Consider the following 16,788-nt stretch of genomic DNA (forward strand, 5'->3'; position numbering starts at 1 on the left):
ATTACTCACTGAACTTGCTGACAAAGGTGGCAACGCCATCCCAGTCAGCAGGGGGTGGATTTTCACGATAATACGCAATCCGCTCCAGGAAAACCTGGGCTGAAACATCAGCAGAACGCATTTTCAGATAGTCAAAAAATAGTGCCTCAGCTTCATCCCATTGTTGGGCACGGAAAATGTTGAGCGCGCGATGCCACAGGTCCAGTATTGCTGTCGTGTCTGCATCAAGGTTTGCCAATTCCGTGACAGGTTCAAAAATGGAAATGGGTTGTGTCTTGCCTTTCACCCTGACCCTGTCCAACTCTCTGTAGGCAAATTCCGGCGCAGCCTTTTTTGTCGCTTCACCAACGATAATACCCACGCCGTACAGCTTGGTCACACCTTCGAGTCTGGAGGACAAGTTGACGGCGTCACCCATCACGGTATAAGCCAGGCGGATTTTAGAGCCCATGTCGCCCACCCGCACTTCGCCGGTATTCAGGCCTATGCCTATTTTCAGAGCAGGCCAGCCACGCTGGACAAATTCCTGGCTCAGGCGGTGTGCTGTCACCTGCATTTTCAAGGCGCTTTCTACCGATCGTCTGGCATGATCTGCGAGCCGGACTGGCGCACCCCAAAATGCCATTACGGCATCACCTATGTACTTATCCAGCGTACCCCGGTTACCCCGAATCTCTTCCGACATGGCGGTCAGGTAGATATTGATATATTCGCGCAAATCAACCGCACTCAGCGTTTCAGAGATGGTGGTAAAACCCCGTACGTCCGAAAACATGACGGTCAGTTCACGGCTTTCACCTTCCATGGTATAGCTGTCAGGTTCATCAGCCATGACGGCCACCAGCTCAGGTGCCACATATTCGCCAAAACGCCTGACCACGCCACGCAAGCGGCGCGATTCAACCACATAATTCCAGCCGAAGACAAAAAGGAAAAGTAAAAAAATCAATAGCAGCGGCGTCGCCAGCGGCAGCACCTTGTCAAAGCTTGCATACATCCAGTAATTAAAAGCGACAGCTGTCAGTAAACTCGATAAGGTAAATAAAATTGCCGCCACAGGTTTAAGACGGATCAGCGCAAAGGTCAGGACAATACCCAGCAAAATAACCTGTATCAATTCGATGCTGCGGCTATCACTGGGTCTGATCTTGAAATCATTGTCGAGGATTGAAGCGATGACGTTGGCATGCATCTCAACGCCGGGGTAATCGATACCCACGGGGGCAGTACGCAAATCCTTCAGCCCTACTGCGGTGGTACCAATCAGGATGATTTTGTCTGCCAGCACTGGTTCAGGCAACTGTTTTTTTAAGACGTCGACGGCAGATATATAAGTAAAACGCCCGCCATCAGGACCACCCTTGCCTTTGTACTGAATTAGGCTTCTTAGCAGCGGTTCCAGGGGAATGGTCTTGCGCGGTGACGAGTTCAGTACGATGGCCTCGATTTCATCGTCCTTGCTGGTATCTTCCTGTAAATTTGCAGCGTCTTTGGAAAATTTTGGTTTCAGCCTGGTCGCATTCAGCGCAACTCTGGCAGTTGCCAGCGATAATGCCTCATAATAATTTGACTTGTATTTCGCCAGCAAGGGTATGCTGCGTATGACGCCATCAGAATCTGGCGTAGGGGTTAAAAAACCACCGGCTATGGCAGCATCCTGTAGCTGCTGCATATTGGCGATAAAACTGAAATATTCTGCCGACTCGACATCACGCCCCCCCAACTCTGCCTGCAACAAGGCAGGTTTAGGCAAAGCCCCCTTGCTGACAGCTTTTTTATCGTTGGAAAAAAAATAGCCGAGCACCACTGGCCGGCTTTCAAATGCTTTCGTCAGGCGGTCATCAAAATCCAGTTGATGCTTCAGGCCTGCCACCTGTTCGACGAAACCCTTGCTGTCTTTTAATTCTTTCTTTGCCAATCCCTCCAGTATCTGGAAACCGGAACTACCATCAGGCTCGGGAAAAACGACATCAACACCCACAGCCCGCACATGGTAATCATCCGTCAGTCTTTTGATGAGATCGGCCACCACTGAGCGCTTCCATGGCCATTGGCCAACCTCGGTCAGGCTTTTTTCGTCGATGTTGACGATGATGATATCTTTATTGCGCTGCGGGACTTCCAGCCGCATCCTGACGTCATAGGCAAAAAAATCGATCAGGTTGACCAGTCTTACCGGGAAAATGGCATTGGCCTGCAAGGCAACCAGCACCGTCACCACCAGACCGATGATCCAGGGAACCTGTTTTCTGATATTTTTTAGCAAGCCGCCTCCGCATCAAAAACCATTTGTCTCATCAAGTCTCACGGTTTGTAACCAGGTATTCCGCTCTCATCCACATTGTCGATCTGCGTCCGGTCCATGAATTTTTCGGCATACGTCAGGTAGACTTTTTTCCGGACGAAGATGTCAAACAGGTCCGGGTCAATATGGCCGTTCAGGGCAAAGTTACCCAGGATGCGCAAGGATTCGGTCAGGGTCTTGCCGTCCTTGTAGGGTCTGTCTTTAGCGGTCAGGGCTTCAAAGATATCGGCAATTGCCATGATCTTGGCCTGTACCGACATCTGTTCGCCATGCAAGCCGCGCGGATACCCTTTGCCGTCCATGCGTTCATGATGTCCCCCTGCGTATTCAGGTACATTCTGCAAATGCTTCGGCCAGGGCAAAGCTTCCAGCATCTTGATGGTGGTGACGATATGGTTATTGATGATGGCCCGTTCTGCGGCATTCAGGGTGCCGGCACGGACGGACAGATTCTCCATTTCATCGGCACTGAGGAAGGTGCTGCTGGTGCCATCAAGGCTGGTCCATTGCCAGTTGGCGATTTCAGCAATTCTTTCCAGGTCTTCCTGGCTGGTTCTTTCCGAACCAAGATTCAACTTTTTTAAAAATTGCCGCGCCTCTTCTATCCTGGTCAGTTCAGCCTGTAAATCGTGGTCCAGTTCTGTCGCCAGGACTTCATTCTTGACATCGGCCTGATACAGCGAGCACTTGCTTTTCAACATCCGTATTTCGGCATCACGTTTCAATATTTCAAAACGGGTATCCAGCAAGTGGATGCGGTCAAAAATGGTTTCCAGCTTGGTCGATTTTTCAACCACATGTACCGGGGTGGAAATTTTGCCGCAATCGTGCAGGATGCCGGCCATCCATAATTCCTTGCGGTCCTTGTCTGTCATGACAAAATGGGTCAGTGGACCAGACCTGGTTTCATGCACGGCACTGGCCAGCATCATGGTCAGTTCAGGTACATGTTGGCAATGCCTGCCTGTATGCGGCGATTTTTCATCAATGCCGATATTGATCAGGTGCACCAGGGATACGAACAGATTTTCCAGTTGCGAAATAAGTTGCTGGTTGGTCAGGGCAATCGCTGCCTGGGATGCCAGGGCTTCAATAAAACGCTGGTCGGTTTCGGTAAACAGGCATGGTTCACCGGTTTCGGGATCAGTCGCATTGATCAGTTGCAGCACACCGATCAATTCTCCCTCGTGATCATGCATGGGTACGGTCAGCAGGGATTTGGTGTGGTAATTGAATTGCTGGTCAAAATTGCGGGTGCCTGAGAAATTGAACACGCCAACGGTGTACACGTCCTGGATATTCACTGACAGTTTATAGTTGGCCGCATAGGCTGCCACGGCACTCAGGTTTTTGACACCGTTGTCATCGACCAGAGGGATATTTGGAATATCCACCGCTTGCCCTTTGACACCGCCCTGATACATGTTAAGCGTGTCATTCAATGAGATATTGAAGCACAGGCTCTTCTTGTCCTTGCTGGTGCGATACAGGGTACCGCCGTCAGCATAGGTCATGCTTTTCGCTGAACGCAATATATTTTCAAGCAATAAAGGTGTGTCGTGATTATTGCTCAATTCCAGACTCAACTCGGTGAGTTTTTCCAGACGTTGTGCAATCTCACTACTGCTCAATGCAGTCATGTTCACTTTCTCCAAATCAAAAACTGTAGCCGACTATCGGCTGACCTGTCGCATCAAAATAGAAAACTGTCACCCGCTCTCAATGCGGTAAATTTGCCTGGACGTGTCGCTTCCAGTTCGGACATGATCTTTGTTTCCTGTCCTGGCTTGAGGTGGTAAATCAAAAAATCCACGGCTTCAGGCATGCCCTGAATATCCTGCAACAATGCACTCGGGCAAAAATGTCTGGATATATGCGCCAGTTCTGCTTCAGCATCCGGGAAAGAACAATCCACGATCACCTGGCGCAAGGCTGTTTCATTTTTCATTACGTCCCATAAATCGGGGCTGGTCGCCATGTCACCAGTGAACAGGAAGCCGGCATCACTGTTTCTGATCCAATACCCTACCGAACCCGGGGTATGGTTGACCGGATGCGAGCTGATGATGCGGTCGCCCAGGGTCAGCGTGCTGCCGGCCGGCATTTCTTCAAATCGCATGGATGGCTGTTCTGCATTGGGTAAACTGGCAAAATCAGGCCAAATCACCCAATTAAAGATATGGGCTTTCAATGCCTGCACCACCTCTGGACTGGCGTGAATGATGACTGGTGCGCTTCTTTTGCCAAACACCGCATCCATCAACAGCGCCAGCCCGGCAACGTGATCAAGATGGCAGTGGCTGATGAACACATGGTCAATGGCAACCAGTTGCTCTATGCTCAAGTTAGCCAAGCCGGTGCCGGCATCCACCAGCAGATCGTCATCCACCAGCATACTGGTTGTATGTGGCTCTTTTCCGCCGATACCGCCCGCGCAGCCAAGAATTTTTAATTTCATAAACACAGAAATAGTGAGCCATTGTTTTGGCAGTGAATTAAAACCACCAGGACTTACACAAAACCGCCCTAGTTGCGGTGTAGTCGGGGTTTCAGACACCATATTGTCTGCCGACGTAACGATAGCCTTGCTGTGACGATTTTGCGTAAATCCTGACCACTCTATTTACAACAGACAGCCCCAAGAAAAGACGAATGGACTGTAACAGTGCACAACGGCGTGTTGACCTGTCTTTTAAACAAACTGCGCAAACTGCGCTAACCTAGCTTAACACTTTCTTTGGGGACAACGAAATTTAGTGGCGGTCAAACCACGGACTTGCAGCATTTCCCATCATGCCAGAACAATAAGAGGCAAGGAATAGGCCTGTATTCTGGAAAAAACCACCTCAACCAGCAAAATTATGCCTTCAGCGCTGGGGAAATCCTTTGCATTCTGGTCATACATGCACTTCCATGATACATTTTTGTACAAACTGGCACTCAGGTTTAGCACTTGCAAGCAACAGTGGCTGGATTGTTGGTCAGACAACCGCTCTCTGCTTCATAATTTAGCTGACGAATTAGTCAAATCAAGGAAAAAGAATGGCGGTTACCGGCAACATCGCACATGCACCCAAAGAAGGCGTCGATCATCGCCTGCTGTTCTTTAAAAAACTCCAGGCGCTGACCAATAAAATTCATGGTGCGGATGCGCTTGACCAGATCATGCTGGACGTGTCCCAGGATATCTGCGACCTCTTTGACTGTGATCGCCTGACCATTTATGTGGTGGCACAAGACAAAACCACGCTGATTTCCAAGATCAAGACTGGCCTGAATTCCTTCAAGGACCTGCGCCTGTCGATTTCTGAACAAAGTATTGCCGGCCATGTTGCCCTTACCCGCAGCATGATCAGCCTGCGCGATGTGTATGATGAAAACGAGTTGCGCTCGCATTCGCCGACGCTGAAATTCCAGCGTGCGGTTGACCAGCGCACTGGCTACCGCACCAAGCAAATGCTGGTGGCGCCCATAGTCGATGGGCAAAGCAAGGAATTGCTGGGCGTTGTGCAATTCATCAATCACCGCTTTGGCGATGCGTTTACCGATATTGCGGCGGAAGGTGTACAAGCCCTGTGCGAAACCCTGGCTGTTGCGTTTTCGCAAAAAAGCAAGGCCCTGCCGACCAACACCCCGCGTACCAAATTTGATTTCCTGGTATCCGAGGCAATCATTGCGGCACCAGAACTGGAACTGGCCGTCAGTTCAGCCCGCAGGAATTTGCTGGATCTGGAAGACGTGCTGACCGACGAGTTTGATATCCCTATTGCCAGCCTTGGCCAGGCACTGGCGAAATATTTCAATGTGCCTTACGAGCCTTTCAAGCCTGAACGCCTGGTACCGGTCGACCTGGTCAAGCGGCTCAAGCGCCAGTACGTAGAACAAAATTCCTGGTTACCCATCACGGAAGACCAGAATGGCCTGACCGTCCTGGCAATTGATCCCGAGCATATCAACACCACCCACGTGGTGAATCATGTCTTTGCCACCTCGAAGATCAATTACAAGGTCACCACCAAAAAAGAATTCCGCCAGACCATAGACCAATTCTTTGGTGGCGTGGCCGATACCGGTTCGGTTGATGATCTGTTGTCGGGCATGGAAGATGAAGACGACGAACACGGCGGTGGCCAATCCGCCGTGGAAATTTCGGCTGCAGTTGAAAACGAACTGGTCAAGCTGATCAACAAGATCATCATCGATGCCTATCAGCAGGGAGCGTCCGACATCCATATCGAACCTCGTCCCGGCAAAGAAAAAACCCTGATTCGCTTCCGCAAGGATGGTTCGCTGTCGCCATATATTGAGATACCTGCCAGTTACCGCAATTCACTGCTGGCACGTATCAAGATCATGTGTGATCTTGATATTTCCGAACGCCGCAAGCCACAGGATGGCAAGATCAAGTTCAAGAAATACGGCCCTTACGATATCGAATTGCGGGTAGCCACCATTCCGTCTTCAGGCGGCATGGAAGACGTGGTCATGCGTATCCTGGCAGCCGGTGAACCTATCCCACTGGATAAACTGGGCATCTTGCCGTACAACCTCGAACGCCTGAAACAGGTGGTCAGCAAACCCTATGGCCTGTTCTTTGTCTGCGGCCCCACCGGCTCGGGTAAAACAACTACCCTGCATTCTGTATTGAGCCACCTGAATACGCCTGAAACCAAAATCTGGACGGCAGAAGACCCGGTAGAAATTACCCAGAAAGGTTTACGCCAGGTGCAGGTCAACCGCAAGGCCGGCATGGATTTCGCCACCGTCATGCGGGCCTTCTTGCGGGCAGATCCGGACATCATCATGGTCGGCGAAATGCGTGACAAGGAAACCGTCGCCATCGGCCTTGAAGCGTCGCTGACTGGCCATATGGTGCTGGCGACCCTGCATACCAACAGCGCGCCGGAATCCATCGTGCGCCTGCTGGACATGGGCATGGACCCCTTCAATTTTGCCGATGCCCTGCTGGGCATCCTGGCGCAAAGGCTGACCAAGCGGCTGTGCGGCAAATGCAAAGTGGCGTACAACCCGGGCAAGGAAGAAATGAAGGACCTGCTCGATGAATACTGCGTAGAGTTGCTCAACACCGAGGCATTTACCAAGAATGCGCTGGAAGCCAAGAAAAAAGTGTTTACCACCTGGCAGTCACTGTATGCCGACAAGCAGGGTAAATTCACTCTGTACAAGGCTGTAGGTTGCGAGCATTGCTCCAACGGCTATAAAGGCCGGCTGGGCCTGCATGAACTGATGGTGGCGAATGACATCGTCAAAAAGCTGATACAGGATCACGCACGTGTTTCAGAATTGCTGACAGCAGCGCTGGCAGATGGCATGCTGACGCTGAAAATGGATGGCATAGAAAAAGTCTTGTCCGGCCTGACTGACATGAAGCAGGTCAGGATAGTGTGCATCAAATAATTTTTTGAGGATAGGCTACAATTTCTGATCTGAGACCGCAGCCGTCCTTATTTTCAGAACTCATTTTTAAACTTATTTTCAACATTTATTTTCAACACTTATTACGAGAATTTATTTCCAGAAAGCACACATGAAATACCTGCACACCATGGTCCGCGTTACCGACCTCGACGCCTCGATGCGGTTTTACCGCGATGCGCTGGGGCTGGAACTGGTGCATCAAAAAGAATATCCAAAAGGCCGCTTTACCTTGGTGTACCTGGCAGCGCCTGACGACCATGATGCACAGGTGGAACTGACCTATAACTGGGACCCGGAAGTGTATACCGGTGGCCGCAACTTCGGCCATCTGGCTTACCGCGTGGATGACATCTACCAGGCTTGTCAGCGCCTGACGGAGCATGGCGTTGTGATCAACCGCCCACCGCGCGACGGCCACATGGCCTTTGTCCGCTCACCAGACAATATTTCTATAGAACTGTTGCAGGCGGGCGAGCCTTTGGCCCCGGCTGAACCATGGGCATCAATGCCGAACACGGGTAACTGGTAACTAGTAACACTGGCTGCTGGCGCTCAAACGAAAAACGCAGACCCTGGTCTGCGTTTTTTAATTCTTCATCAATCAAAGATTCAGTTTTTATAGTCAGGACGACGTGCTTCCTTATTCATGGCGCGAATCAGGACTACCATGCTGACGACGATAACCGCAGAGATGACACTCAAAATACCGGTCCACATAAGCCCACCTCCGAATTGATTAATGATGTTTCTTTATATCAATCGAGATGCCGTGCGTCAACATTACAAACTGGCTTTCGAGGAGTTTTAACTTAATCTTGCATTCTGCCTGTGCTATCCATGAACGGGCATCCACACTTTGCCCTACACGTGCCCATGCCGGCGGAAATAGGCAATCAGGCCGCTGGTAGATGTATCAAGATTGGAATCGTATTCCTGGTTCCCCAAGATCGCCGGTAACAGCTTATTGGCCAATTGTTTGCCCAGTTCCACACCCCACTGGTCGAAAGAATTGATTCCCCAGATAACGCCCTGCACAAATACTTTATGTTCGTACAAGGCCAGCAACATGCCTAACTGAAAAGGATCGAGGCTGGGCATCAGGATGGTGGTGGATGGCTGGTTGCCGGCAAACACCTTGTGCGGCAAGAGCTTGGCGATATGTGCGTCACTGAGGCCGGCCTGCGACAACTCTTCCCGTGCCTGGCTTTCGGTCTTGCCAAATGCCAGCGCAGCGCTCTGCGCCAGGCAGTTTGCCAGCAAGGGGGCCTGGTGACCCGGCAAAGGGTAATCACTGGAAGCTGCCACCACAAAATCGCAAGGGATCAACCAGCCACCCTGGTGCAGTAACTGGAAGAAGGCATGCTGGCCATTAACGCCAATCTCACCCCAGACGATGGGGTTGGCACGGCAGGTCAGGGCTTCGCCATCACGGCTGACAGTCTTGCCATTGGATTCCATTTCCAGTTGCTGCAAAAAGGCAGGCAAATGGCGAATCGATTCGTTATACGGCAGGATAGCGGTGGTCTCTGCCCCGAGGAAATTGGTGTTCCAGATCGAAATCAGGGCCAGCAGCACCGGCAGATTGTTTTCCAGTGGCGCCTGGCGAAAGTGCTTGTCCATGGTTTCGGCACCTGCGAGCATGCGCTCGAAACCACTCATGCCGATGGCCAGCGCCACCGACAGGCCAACCGCAGACCACAGGGAATAACGTCCCCCCACCCAATCCCAGATTTGCAGGATATTGCTGTCAGGGATGCCGAATTCATGCGCCTTGTCGGGACTGGATGTCACCGCAATGAAATGCTTGGCCACCGCCCATTCTTCCATCGCTGCCGCCATCAGCCAGGTGCGGGCGGTCTGGGCATTGATGCTGGTTTCCTGCGTAGTGAAGGTCTTGGAGGCGACGATAAACAGGGTCGTGCGCGGGTCCAGTTTTTCCAGCAAGGGGGCAAGATGGGCGCTGTCCAGATTCGACACATAGTAAAAAATCAGCCCCGGATGTTGCATGGCAGATAGCGCACGGGTGGCCAGCTTGGGCCCGAGGTCAGAGCCGCCTATGCCTATGTTCACGATATTCTGTATGGCATCGCCCTTGAAACCGCGCCACAGGCCGCTGCGTACGCGCTCGACGATATCGCGCATCTGCTTGCGCACGGCCCTGACTTGCGGCATGACATCATGTTCAGCATTCGGGAAAGGTGTGAAATCGGAATGGCGCAAGGCCGTATGCAACACGGCCCGGTCTTCGCTGATATTGATTTTTTCACCGGCAAACATACGGTCACGCCAGCTTTCTACATTCGACAGGCGTGCCAGCGCCATCAGGCTATCGAGTGCGGGCTGGTCTATGCGTTGCTTGGAATAATCCACCAGCAAGCCATCCAGCTCTGCCGAGAAATGGGCAAACCTGCCGGCATCGGCAGCAAATAGCTCGCGCAGATGCTTATGCTCCAGGCGCTGTTGATGCGCCAGCAATGCCTGCCATTCGGGCGTGTGGGTAATGTTCATATTCTTCCTGGGCCTGTAAGGGTGAGCCTCAACTACTTGCTTCAACTAGATTAACATGGTCTGGAGGAAGCCTGGGCTGTGACAGCGTCGCACGATTCAAGACAATTATGCATGCGGCGAGGCTAATTATTGTTAAAATAAACATTAGGCTGTGTTAACCTATGTTACATCGCGGCAGTTCTGTAGCGAAAATGACATAGGGCAAGAATGTCAACAAGATTAGCCTGACAGAAAAGGATGGTCATGCTGAGTAAACAGGATATCGGTATCTTGATTGTGGATGACAATGACATCAGTCGCTCGATGCTGCGTCATATCCTCGAGAGCGAACAATTCAATGTCGTTGGTGAAGCCAACAATGGCCTCACTGCCATTGAGTGGATAGAAAAAACCATTCCCGAAGTGGTGTGCCTGGATGTCATGATGCCCGACATTGACGGGTTGGTTATCCTCGACCACATCAAGAGAATATCACCGGAAACCGTGGTACTGATGGTTACAGGCAGCAACAAAAAAGAAACCGTCATCAAAGCCATCAAGAGCGGCGCCAGCGGTTTCATCGTCAAGCCTTTCAACCCGGCAACGGTGTTGGAGAATATGAACAACCTGTTGACGAAGTCATACAGACCGCTAAAGTACTTGATTGACCGCCGCAAGAACTGGAAACAACCGGGGTTTTAAGACGCGTCAGGAATTGGCATAATACAAAGAGCTCAGTCAAGCGCCATGCCAGATTACGCTATCAGCGCGCGCTGAGCAAATTCGCCATGGCAACATATGCTTCCAGCGACAAGGTCTCTGGACGGCCCTGAGGATCAACCCCGCAGGCGACCAGGTCCGCTTCCGTCAGCAAGCCGGCGACGCAATTGCGTACCACCTTGCGTCTTTGGGAAAACGCCTTGGTGACGACTTCTTCCAGTTTTTTGATATCGCAGGGAAAGGCACCCGGCTTGGGTATCATGCGCACGATGGCAGATTCCACCCGAGGTGGTGGATCAAACGCTTCCGGCGGTACGATAAACATCAACTCCATGTGGTAGCGCACCTGCAACATGACAGACAGGCGGCCATAGGTCTTGCTACCCGGTTCTGCCACCATGCGCTCCACCACCTCCTTTTGCAGCATGAAATGCTGGTCTTGTACCAGATGGGCAAATTCGGCCAGATGGAACAAGAGCGGGCTGGAGATGTTATACGGTAAATTGCCGACCACGCGCAGCTTCTGTCCGGCTGGCACGGTGATGCTGGAAAAATCAAATGCCAGGGCGTCGCCCTCATGCACTGCCAGTTTTTCTGCGGGGAAATTCTTCTTCAGGCGCGCCACCAGGTCACGATCCAGTTCCACCACATGCAGGTGATCCAGGTCCGCCAGCAACAGGCGTGTCATGGCCGCCAGGCCGGGGCCGATTTCGACCATGCTCTGGCCGGGCTGTGGATGGATGGCGCGAATGATCTGGCTCAATACCAGATCGTCAGTCAAAAAATTCTGACCAAAACGTTTACGTGGGATATGTTTCATATTATTTCTTTGAGGCTGGAACCTGCTTGTCCCTGCCAAATCGACGAGGCAGGATCATGCCAATTCTGCTAATGCGTTTTTACCATGCTGGCCGCAACACGTATGGCCACCATCATACTATTGATATCTGCATGCCCGACGCCCTGTGCCGCCAAATCCAGCGCCGTACCATGATCGACCGAGGTGCGTATCAGGGGTAAGCCCAGGGTGATATTCACGCCCAGTCCAAAGCTGGCATGCTTCAATACCGGCAAACCCTGGTCGTGATACATGGCCAGCACGCAGTCGGCCTGTTCCAGGTATTTTTGCTGGAACAGGGTATCGGCAGGATACGGGCCACTGACTTGCATGCCAGCTTGCTGCGCCTGCCTGATGACAGGTGTGATGACGTCGATTTCTTCCCGCCCCAGATAGCCATTCTCACCCGCGTGCGGGTTCAGCCCCGCCACCAGTATGCGTGGTGCCGCAATACCAAATTTGTCGCGCAGATCAGCATGGATAATTTCCAGCGTACGCAGCAAATCATCAAACTGGATAGCGTCTGCCACCTGTCGCAAGGGCAGATGGGTGGTTGCCAGGGCGACCCGCAAGGGTTGCGGCAACTGGGCATTGGCCTCACTCGCCAGCATCATGACTACGCGACTGGTATTGGTTTTTTCGGCGAAATATTCGGTATGTCCGCTAAAAGGAACACCGGCATCATTGATGGTACTTTTTTGCAGCGGTGCGGTGACGATGGCATCGCACCAGTGCTGCTGCACACTTTCAATTGCCACATCCAGGGTTTGTAAGACAGAACGGCCATTGCGCGCATCCAGATGGCCGGCAATCACATGGGCATTCAGAGGGCAGTCAATCACTGTCAGCCTGTCTGTGCCACAGGCCGGCAGGCCCTGATTGCGCAAAGCCTGCAAAGACACCCCCATGAGGTTGATATCAGGATTGATCTCCGCTGCCAGCATGGCCAGATAGGCGGCGTCGCCTATCAAGACCGGTCTTACTTCTTGCCGCAACTGCCAGGCTGCGGCGATGGATATTTCAGGCCCGATGCCGGCTGGTTCCCCTACGGTCACCGCGATCACCGGCAAACTGGGCTGTGGCATTATTTGTCTTCCAGACGATATTCCACGTATGCGCGATCACGAATTTCGCGTAACCAGTCCTGCAAAGCTTCATCAGCCTTGCGTTCACGCACAGTCTGACGGGCAGCAATACGCTGGCGGTCTTTCGACAACTCATCAGTCTTGCGCTCCAGCACCTGAATCAGGTGAACACCAAACTGTGTCGTTACTGGTTCACTGATCTGATTGATAGCCAGCTTATCCATGACCTGCTCAAATTCAGGTACGGTAACACCTGGGAAAACCCAACCCAGATCCCCGCCTTTGGAAGCAGAACCGTCGACGGAATTGGCTTTGGCCAGATCTTCAAAAGTCGCCTCTTTGGCTTCTATCTTTCTTTTGAATTCCATCAGTTTCTGACGTGCTTCCGCCTCAGTCACGATCTGGCTGACTTTCAGCAGGATATGGCGGGCATGGGTTTGTTGCTCAACGGCGGCAGCCTTGCTGTCATTCATGGCACGCTTGCCATTGACTTTGACAATATGAAAACCATTCGGGCTGCGCACGATATCAGATACTTCGCCAACTTTCACTTTGCTGATGGCATCAACAAACAATTGTGGCAACCGGTCTTGCTCACGCCAGCCGATATCGCCACCCTTGAGTGCTTCGGAACTGTCAGAATAAGTCACCGCAAGCTTGGCAAAGTCGGCACCGCCACGCAGTTTTTCCAGCACTTCTTCAGCGCGTTTGCGACGCAGGGCAATTTGTTCAGACGAGGCGTTTTCCGGAATGCTGACCAGGATGTGTGCCAGATTCAATTCCTGCTTGCCGGCCTTGGAACTGGCTTCTGCAGCCAGGTAGTTGTCGATCTCTGTTTCAGATACCTGGATCTTGCTGTCAACTTCACGGTCACGAATACGCTGCATCAGAATATCGTCGCGCATTTCTTCACGGAACTTGGCGTAGGAAGTGCCTTCGCGTTCGATCTGGTTGCGGAACTCGGTCATGGACATCTTGTTTTGTTCCGCCAGACGCAACATGGTGCGGTCCAACATAACATCGTCAACACGCATGCCATTTTCTTTTGCCAGCTGCATTTGCGCACGATTAACAATCATGCGTTCAAGTAATTGTTTTTGCAGATCAGCACGGTCGGGCAAGGGTGTGCCCTGCTTTTTCAGGTTTGCTTCTACGGCCAGCAGGCGCTCATTCAATTCCTGGCGGGTAATCACTTCATCATTCACCACGACCACAATGGTATTGATGACTTGCGACTTGCCGTTCGTCTGTGCTGGCTTGGGCTTGACGACAGGAGCAGGCGGGACGACTGGATTGATTTTAACTTGCGACCAGGCCACCGGGCTGACAAGCAAGCCGGCAGAAACCGCGAATACTGAGAGAAATTTACATTGTTTCATTTGCAATAAATGTCGCATATCGATCCAAAATCCTGTTACGCCTGGTCACGTGTCTGAGCATCGACACCGGGCAAAAGTTGCAATATACACGTTAGCACCCGTTTCATAAACAGCGCAGGCCATTCAATCGCCGGTGACGGCTACTACAATTGTTATTACAGCAAAAAATATCTACCGTTCATTGATCGGCTGATAACCCGAAATATTTTTCCTCAAGGCATCAATTGGATTGCCACCAAAGCCCAGACGGGCCAGGCCATTCAATTCCAGCTGAATCGAGAAGCCCGACGTGTTATTGACAATATTCGTGGCAAAACGTTGCGCAAGGAAACGCAAAGACCAGCAATCTGCCTTGTATTCAAAGCCCAGCAAACCATCCACCATACGTTTATCCATGATCGAATAATTGCTGCGGCCTACCATATACCAGCGGTCTGCCATCGGCCATTGCGCCGACAGATCCACCTGTTCCAGCGAGTTGCGCTGATAACGATACGCCAGGTTCAACACTTTTTTAGGTGATGGCTGCCAGCTGATACCGTAGTTGGAGCGCACCGACTGGCGGTCAGTCTGGCTCAGTTGCAAGGCCATCTCGCCACTCAGGGTGGATGATAACTTGCCTATGGCTGCCAGCAACAGATCGGAACGACTTGGGCTGACGGTATTGTCCAGCGTGACTTTCTGGGTATTGAAATAAAAGCGCTGGCCTATCGCCAGTTTCAGGCTTTCATCGCCATTGCCTTCGATAAAGCGCGAAATCAGGGCCGCCGTGATCTGGTTGGAATCCCCTATACGGTCCTGACCGGTGAAACGGTTTTCACTGAAAATCTGGGCAAAATTGAAATCGGCAACCGCACTGTCAAAATTCGGCATGTTCGACTGGTCGCGGTAAGGCGTATTCACATAGAACAGGCGCGGTTCCAGCGTCTGCGTCAGGTCGGTATCAAACATCCGGGTCTTGCGTTCAAATACCAGGCCGCTATCGACAGAAAAAGTCGGTACGGCACGATGGAAATCAGATTCCTGCCCCGGTGCCGGGTTCACCAGATGGTAATTGGTCGCATGGAAGGAAATTTTCGGGATAATGAAAGCACCCGCCTGCACCATGGGCAAAGACACGCTGGGATTGATCACCGTGCGGTCGCCACGCACCAGGGTCGGATGCCAGAAACGCGTCACAATGGTGTCCATCGACCAGTCCAGACCCGCCACATCATGCTGCTCTGCATGCAGTTGCAACTGTGGCAAACGGTCATAAGGGCGATCAATCGGCGCAGCCAGATCCTGTAGGACCTGATAATTCGAGGTCCTGAGTGCCAGGCTCCAGAATGAACCGTAATACGTCAGATTGGCTTCACGCAGCAACAGGCGCTGGGCGGTCTTGGTGATGGTGCGGGAAAAATCGGTAGGGTAGTTATCATCCGACGCTGTATTGATATTCCATGAAAAATCCAGTTGCGGCAGCAACTTTTGCTGATGCACGGAAGCCACCGCATAACGGTTGGTGCCAGTCACGCGGTCATTGAGCAAACCTTCAACACTGGTTTCACCGGAATAGGTTTCCCCCAGATAGCGCCCTTCCAGCCCCAGTTGCAGGCCGCGTCTGGCAATCATCTTGGGGTAGACCGTCAAATCACGGTTGGGGGCAATATTGAAATAATACGGCATCGTCAGTTCTGGCCCACCCTTGGATGACGCCCCCATGATAGGTGGCAGCAAACCGGAATGGCGTGCGCCCGACAAAGGGAAAGTCAGCGAAGGCGTTGCCAGGATAGGCATGCCGAGGAAATACACCACCGATTTGCCTGCCACACCGCGGTCAAGGCCAGTATCCAGGTTCAACGTGTCTGACTTCAAATACCAGTCCGGATTCGGGCCTTCGCAGGTACTGTAAGTGCCGCTGGTAATCAGGGAACGCTCTTCATCCTGAAAATCAATGCGTTTGGCATTACCCTGGGCATTATTGCGCAACAGCCGGTAAATAGGATTGCTGACAAAACCGGCACCCGAATCAAGTTGCAGGCGCATATTGTCACCGCTGTAGCAGTCACCATAGCGATTCATGCGAACGTTGCCGGAGGCATCTACTTCATCGTCGAGGTTGCTGTAGGTGGCCTCATCCGCATTTAACTTCGTGCCGCCTTTGATGACTTCCACATCGCGCTCAAACTTGATAAAGCGTTCCGGCCGGCCATTGAAGGATTCGGCGCGTATTGTCACAGGCGCGTTTTTATCGTCCTGTTTTGCTTTGGCAAGTTGCAGTTTCTCTTTCTGCGATTTTTCGTCCTGCCGATTTTGCTCCTGTACCTCGGCAGTCATGCCTGAAGCCTGAGTCTGCGCCATCGCCTGGGAAAAATAGGCAGGCACAAGAACCGACACCAGAATCGCCGGGATAGTAGGAAACAACAGCGGTGAATGAGATAATACGGGTTTCCTGCGCATGAATTCAGTGGTCAGTAAGCGTTTTGCCAAGTATGCTGGACGATGTCATACAGACAATCCGCCAGAAATCAGTCGCCTATTATAGGTGAAATG

At 51.9% G+C, this 16,788-nt stretch carries 11 protein-coding genes; 3 read left to right on the forward strand and 8 right to left on the reverse strand.

Annotated features, from left to right (window positions below; all coding sequences use genetic code 11):
• Position 1 precedes the first annotated feature (1 nt).
• Genes ACO0K9_RS22450 through ACO0K9_RS22460 form a run of 3 tightly spaced genes read right to left on the reverse strand, consistent with a single transcriptional unit; the run spans position 2 to position 4,763 of the window.
• Positions 2-2,266 carry a CHASE2 domain-containing protein gene (locus ACO0K9_RS22450; protein WP_422988597.1) on the reverse strand — a complete coding sequence of 755 codons (2,265 nt, stop codon included), beginning with the start codon at positions 2,264-2,266 and terminating at the stop codon, positions 2-4.
• A 38-nt stretch (positions 2,267-2,304) separates the two neighbouring features.
• A complete protein-coding gene (locus tag ACO0K9_RS22455; protein ID WP_422988599.1) occupies positions 2,305-3,945 on the reverse strand; it encodes a GAF and HD-GYP domain-containing protein in 1,641 nt (546 codons plus the stop codon).
• Between the two features lie 53 nt (positions 3,946-3,998).
• Complete coding sequence (locus ACO0K9_RS22460; RefSeq protein WP_422988601.1) at positions 3,999-4,763, reverse strand: 3',5'-cyclic-nucleotide phosphodiesterase; 765 nt, start codon at positions 4,761-4,763, stop codon at positions 3,999-4,001.
• A gap of 584 nt (positions 4,764-5,347) precedes the next feature.
• Here ACO0K9_RS22460 and ACO0K9_RS22465 point away from each other — a divergent pair.
• A complete protein-coding gene (locus ACO0K9_RS22465; protein ID WP_422988603.1) occupies positions 5,348-7,723 on the forward strand; it encodes an ATPase, T2SS/T4P/T4SS family in 2,376 nt (791 codons plus the stop codon).
• A 130-nt stretch (positions 7,724-7,853) separates the two neighbouring features.
• Positions 7,854-8,273 (forward strand): VOC family protein, encoded by a 420-nt coding sequence (locus ACO0K9_RS22470; protein WP_422988605.1) that lies wholly within the window; start codon positions 7,854-7,856, stop codon positions 8,271-8,273.
• Between the two features lie 332 nt (positions 8,274-8,605).
• On the opposite strand, the gene pgi is transcribed toward ACO0K9_RS22470, so the two are convergent.
• A complete protein-coding gene (gene pgi, locus ACO0K9_RS22475; RefSeq protein WP_422988607.1) occupies positions 8,606-10,252 on the reverse strand; it encodes a glucose-6-phosphate isomerase in 1,647 nt (548 codons plus the stop codon).
• A 243-nt stretch (positions 10,253-10,495) separates the two neighbouring features.
• Between pgi and ACO0K9_RS22480 the strand changes: the two genes are divergently transcribed.
• Positions 10,496-10,933: a response regulator gene (locus ACO0K9_RS22480; protein WP_422988609.1), complete on the forward strand. Its 438-nt coding sequence runs from the start codon at positions 10,496-10,498 to the stop codon at positions 10,931-10,933.
• A 61-nt stretch (positions 10,934-10,994) separates the two neighbouring features.
• Here the strand turns inward: ACO0K9_RS22480 and rsmA are convergent, their stop codons facing one another.
• The 4 genes from rsmA to ACO0K9_RS22500 all read right to left on the reverse strand — a co-directional run bounded on the left by rsmA (position 10,995) and on the right by ACO0K9_RS22500 (position 16,695).
• Positions 10,995-11,771 carry a 16S rRNA (adenine(1518)-N(6)/adenine(1519)-N(6))-dimethyltransferase RsmA gene (gene rsmA / locus ACO0K9_RS22485; protein ID WP_422988611.1) on the reverse strand — a complete coding sequence of 259 codons (777 nt, stop codon included), beginning with the start codon at positions 11,769-11,771 and terminating at the stop codon, positions 10,995-10,997.
• A gap of 68 nt (positions 11,772-11,839) precedes the next feature.
• Positions 11,840-12,874 carry a 4-hydroxythreonine-4-phosphate dehydrogenase PdxA gene (pdxA, locus tag ACO0K9_RS22490; RefSeq protein WP_422988613.1) on the reverse strand — a complete coding sequence of 345 codons (1,035 nt, stop codon included), beginning with the start codon at positions 12,872-12,874 and terminating at the stop codon, positions 11,840-11,842.
• Positions 12,874-14,253, reverse strand: a complete 1,380-nt coding sequence (locus tag ACO0K9_RS22495) for a peptidylprolyl isomerase (protein WP_422988615.1) — start codon at positions 14,251-14,253, stop codon at positions 12,874-12,876. The genes pdxA and ACO0K9_RS22495 overlap by 1 nt, the downstream gene beginning before the upstream one ends.
• Before the next feature lie 171 nt (positions 14,254-14,424).
• On the reverse strand, positions 14,425-16,695 hold the full coding sequence (locus ACO0K9_RS22500; protein ID WP_422988617.1) for an LPS-assembly protein LptD: 2,271 nt from the start codon (positions 16,693-16,695) through the stop codon (positions 14,425-14,427).
• Between the last annotated feature and the right edge of the window lie 93 nt (positions 16,696-16,788).

Origin of the sequence: Undibacterium sp. Ji50W (genome assembly GCF_049340445.1) — a bacterium.
In the GTDB taxonomy this organism is placed as follows: Bacteria; Pseudomonadota; Gammaproteobacteria; order Burkholderiales; family Burkholderiaceae_D; genus Undibacterium.